Origin of the sequence: Noviherbaspirillum sp., assembly GCF_035944575.1 — a bacterium.
GTDB lineage: Bacteria > Pseudomonadota > Gammaproteobacteria > Burkholderiales > Burkholderiaceae_D > Noviherbaspirillum.
The window spans coordinates 1-4,448 of sequence record NZ_DASZBA010000271.1; the positions used below are offsets into that span (position 1 = coordinate 1).

Sequence of the window (4,448 nt, forward strand, 5' to 3'; positions counted from 1 at the left end):
CGTGCGCTGCGCGTACGTCGCAGCTCCTCCAACCGCCTGACGCGACCCTCATTCCGGGTACGCCGCGCTTCGACACCTTTCCGTATCCAGACCTCCTCCTGCGCCAGGATTTTGTCGAATTTCGCATTTTCGATCGCTTCGATTTCAAGCTGTTCGGCCTTGCGCGTCTGGTAAGCGCTGAAATTGCCGGGAAACGACAGCAGCCTGCCGCGATCAAGCTCGATGATGCGGGTGGCGACATTGTCGAGAAAGGAACGGTCGTGAGTGATGAACAATACGCTGCCCTTGTAGTCACGCAGCAGCCCCTCCAGCCAAAGAATGGAGGTGAAGTCAAGATGGTTGGTGGGCTCGTCGAGCAGGAGGACATCCGGCGCGCTCACCAGCGCACATGCCAGCGCGACCCGCTTCTTGGTGCCGCCCGACAACGTCCCCATCAGCGCGTCCTTGTCGAGATTCAGCCGGGCGAGCGTGGTTTCGACCCGGTTACCCAGGCTCCATGCATCGGCGGCATCCAGTTTGGTCTGGATTTCATGCATGCGCTCCATCGCCGCGTCATCGTCGCTGCCGCCGAGTTGCGTGGCCAGGTCGTTGTACTCGTTCAGCAAGGCGGGCAATTCACCCATCCCGGCCGCCACAGCATCGAACACAGTCATGTCGTTGACAAATTGCGGCTCCTGTTCGACATAAGCGATCTTGACGCCTTGTTGCATGACCAGCAGCCCGTCATCGAGGCGGGAAATGCCGGCGATGATTTTCAGCAAGGAGGATTTGCCGGTACCGTTGCGCCCGATCAGGCCGACACGTTCTGTCGATTCGAGCGCGAATTCTGCATGGTCAAGGAGAGGAACATGCCCGAATGCAAGCTGGGCATTGGAAAGGGAGACGACAGCCATAACGATTTTTCGCGCAAAGCGCGACGCATGTGATTAACGAAGCGGGCATTGTACCGACAGCCTGCAGAACGAAGTTATTTCCCGCAACAGAGTCTCGGCTATAATTTCGCACCGGGCTGCAAAACGAAGCTCGGTTCCCAGCGTCTCGCCGTAGTTCAATGGATAGAACGAGTGCCTCCTAAGCGCTAGATACAGGTTCGATTCCTGTCGGCGGGACCAGTTTCATGCAAGACTCCTCTTCTTTGGACACATTTGCGCCAAATTCCCTTCGCTTATGTTTCCCTTGAGCGCAGTTGCACTGCCCAGTGCCGCGCTTGTTGATTGATCGCTCGGAAGTCTATCGCGTCGGCGCCAGAAGAACAAAAAGCGCCCGCAGGCGCTTTTCTTTTGTCAGCGTCAGGTTTTCGCCTGCCGCCTTTCTACTCCTGTGCTTTGAAGCCAGTCGCCTTCACGACCTTTTCCCAGCGGGGGATGTCTTGCTTCAGTAGGCGGTCAAATTCCTGCCTGCTGCTGCCTACCACGCGAAACCCGACTCCCTGCAGTTTTTCGCGCACGTCGGGCGCCTGCATTGCCTTCACGACTTCCCCGTTCAATTTGTCCAGGATGTCGTTCGGTGTCTTTGCAGGCGCGTAAATTCCGAACCACGCGCCGAATTCGACGGACGGATAACCCTGCTCTTTCGCGGTCGGCACATCCGGCAACATCGTCGAACGTTCCGCGCCGGTGGTTGCGAGCGCACGCAGCTTGCCTCCCTTGACGTGGGAGCTGACCAAAGCAAGAGTTCCGAACAAGCCTTGTGTATCGCCTGCGATGATGCCGCTCATCGCATCGCCCGTGTTCTTGTAATGGACCGGCTCAGCCTTGAGGCCAGTTGCATCGGCCAGCATGGCGACACCGAAGTGGCCGGGTGTTCCGGCGCCGAAGGTTCCCATGAATAAACTCTTCTGCGACTTGCCCCATTCCACGTACTCCTTCAGGTTTTTTGCAGGCGTCGCGGTTGGCACGACGAAAGCGAAGTCCGAAGTCACGACATGGCTGACAGCAGCGAAATCCTTGACCGGATCGAAGCCCAGTCGGGTATAGGAGCTGGGTGCGATTGCCATTTCCCCAACGGTGCCCAGAAACAGTGTGTAGCCGTCAGGCGGCGCTTTCGCCGCTTCACGTGCTGCGATAAGTCCCGCTGCGCCTGTCTTGTTGTCGACCACGAAACCCTGGCCGGTGAACTCCTGGAGCTTCTGTGCAACCAGGCGCGCAACGAGATCCGGGCCTGTTCCGCTAGGGAACCCGACCACCAAGCGCACAGGACGCGTTGGATAGGATTGTGCGAGTGCGCTCCCCGTCGTGGCAGCGAGCAACATGCATGCCGCGGCGGCCCGGACAACCCGGGCGCCTACCCAGTACATGCCTGATTTTTCTTTATCGATCAAGAGTGTCTCCTTGGATGTTCTCGTAATTAACTCGTAGTGCCAGTGCCAATATCCGTCTTAGCCCCAACAGCGCGAAGGCAGGCGGATGTGCTGTACTGGTTTCACAGTTTCCGCAGCTGATGAACACGCTTGCGTTGCGTCATTGCAGCCGTTGTTCATAATTCGCCCTGCAGCACGCCACGTCGAATCTGGTCTCGCTCCAGCGACTCGAACAGGGCCTTGAAATTGCCTTCACCAAATCCTTCATCACCCTTGCGCTGGATGAATTCGAAGAACACCGGCCCGAAAACCGGCGCCGAGAAAATCTGCAGCAGCAGCCGTTTGTGGCCGTCATTGGTTGCCCCGTCAAGAAGGATGCCTCGCATCTGCAATTCATCGACCTTTTCGCCGTGGCCGGGCAGGCGCTCCTCGAGCATTTCGTAGTAGGTTTGCGGCGGCGCAGGCGTGAACGGCACGCCTGCCATCCTCAGTTCATCGAGCGTGGACATCAGGTCATCCGTCAACAGCGCGATATGCTGGATGCCCTCGCCATTGAACTGCATGAGAAATTCCTCGATCTGCCCGCCGCCCTTTTTCGATTCTTCGTTGAGCGGGATGCGGATCTTGCCGTCCGGCGCCGTCATGGCCTTGGAGGTCAGGCCGGTGTACTCGCCGGTGATGTCGAAGTAGCGAATCTCCCGGAAATTGAACAGCTTTTCATAGAAACCGGCCCAGTAACCCATCCGCCCCCGATAGACGTTGTGGGTCAGGTGATCGATGAACTTCAGGCCCGCTCCCTTGGGCTTGCGATCCACGCCGGGCAGGAACTCGAAATCAATGTCGTAGATCGACTTTCCTTCCTCGAAGCGATCGATCAGGTACAGGGGCGCGCCGCCGATGCCCTTGATGGCCGGCAAGCGAAGCTCCATCGGGCCGGTGGGTATGTCGACCGGCTGGGCACCCAGTTCAAGCGCACGCGCATAGGCCTTGTGCGCATCCTTGACCCGAAACGCCATGCCGCAGGCGGACGGGCCATGTTCGGCGACGAAATATGCGGCAATGCTCTTGGGCTCGTTATTGATGATGAAGTTGATGTCACCCTGCCGGTACAGCACCACATCTTTCGAGCGGTGGCGGGCAACCTTGGTGAAGCCCATCTTCTCGAAGATCGGCTCCAGTACGTTCGGCGTGGGAGAGGCGAATTCGACGAACTCAAAACCCATGAGTCCCATTGGATTGTCAAAAAGATCGGACATGATGTTCCTCAGATAAGTAAGTGATCAAACACGGCCACTGCAGCGAGCCGCCTGCCGAATGCATGGACATCGCCCGCGAGGGCTCACCATACGAACGAAGCCGGACCTTTCATCCACATGCCGTCGCAATGCCCTTGCGTCAGGTAGCCACCTTGGCGCTCAGCGCGTTCTTGTCAAATCCCGCGAGTTGCTTGTAACGCATGGAGACCGCTTCCAGTTCCGCCTGGGAGATGACGTCGTTGATGTGCTTGAATCCGTTCGGCGCCCGCTCTTCGGCGATCTGCATCACCTGTTCGGGACCATTCATCCGGTTGCGAAGAACGATGCCGGTCGTGCGCGGCAGTCTTTCCGCCTCGTATTCGCGCAGCGCGTACCGGATATCGGTTTCACTGGCCAGGCAATCTGTCAGATAACGCGCATCCAGGATTGCCTGGGCGCTGCCGTTTGAACCGATCGGATACATGGGATGAGCGGCATCACCAAGCAATGTCACGCGTTCGAACGTCCAGCGGGGCAAGGGGTCGCGATCGACCAGGGGAAACTCGTACACGACTTCCGCCCCTTGGATAATGGCCGGAATATCGATCCATCCCCATTTCCAGTTGTCGAACGGCTTGCTGAACACCGCCTTGTCGACCTTGCGGTTCCAGTCTGTCTTCGGCAGCTCGCCGTTGGGAACGCGAAGCTCCGCGATCCAGTTGATCAGCGAACGCCCTTGCCTGCGCAGCGGTTCGGAAATCGGATAACACACGAATTTCTGGTCCTGGTGCCCCGCCATGAACATGCTGCGTCCATCAAGGTAAGGTTCGGCTTCCGTGACGGCACGCCATAGCATGCGCCCCGAAAACCGGGGCTGGTCACCGGTGGGATACAGGAACCGGCGGACTGCGGAG

Annotated in this window: 4 protein-coding genes and 1 tRNA gene; 1 reads left to right on the top strand and 4 read right to left on the bottom strand. The window is 58.4% G+C overall.

Annotation, left to right across the window (positions count from 1 at the left end; genetic code table 11):
* The coding region (locus tag VGU61_RS22365; RefSeq protein ID WP_326861528.1) for an ATP-binding cassette domain-containing protein at nt 1-893 on the bottom strand (893 nt) is incomplete at its 3' end.
* Between the two features lie 144 nt (nt 894-1,037).
* Here VGU61_RS22365 and VGU61_RS22370 point away from each other — a divergent pair.
* Nucleotides 1,038-1,112, top strand: a tRNA-Arg gene (locus VGU61_RS22370).
* A 200-nt stretch (nt 1,113-1,312) separates the two neighbouring features.
* Here the strand turns inward: VGU61_RS22370 and VGU61_RS22375 are convergent.
* The 3 genes from VGU61_RS22375 to VGU61_RS22385 all read right to left on the bottom strand — a co-directional run.
* The gene (locus tag VGU61_RS22375) at nt 1,313-2,320 is read right to left on the bottom strand and encodes a tripartite tricarboxylate transporter substrate binding protein (protein WP_326861529.1); all 1,008 of its coding nucleotides are present in this window, start codon (nt 2,318-2,320) and stop codon (nt 1,313-1,315) included.
* Between the two features lie 155 nt (nt 2,321-2,475).
* Complete coding sequence (gene hppD / locus VGU61_RS22380) at nt 2,476-3,555, bottom strand: 4-hydroxyphenylpyruvate dioxygenase (RefSeq protein ID WP_326861530.1); 1,080 nt, start codon at nt 3,553-3,555, stop codon at nt 2,476-2,478.
* A 139-nt stretch (nt 3,556-3,694) separates the two neighbouring features.
* Nucleotides 3,695-4,448 (bottom strand): FAD-dependent monooxygenase (locus VGU61_RS22385; RefSeq protein ID WP_326861531.1); only part of this gene is annotated, 754 nt, incomplete at its 5' end.

Coding starts and splice junctions, on each gene's coding strand:
- hppD (WP_326861530.1), bottom strand. CDS start 3,555: ATGTCCGATCTTTTTGACAATCCAATGGGACTCATGGGTTTTGAGTTC.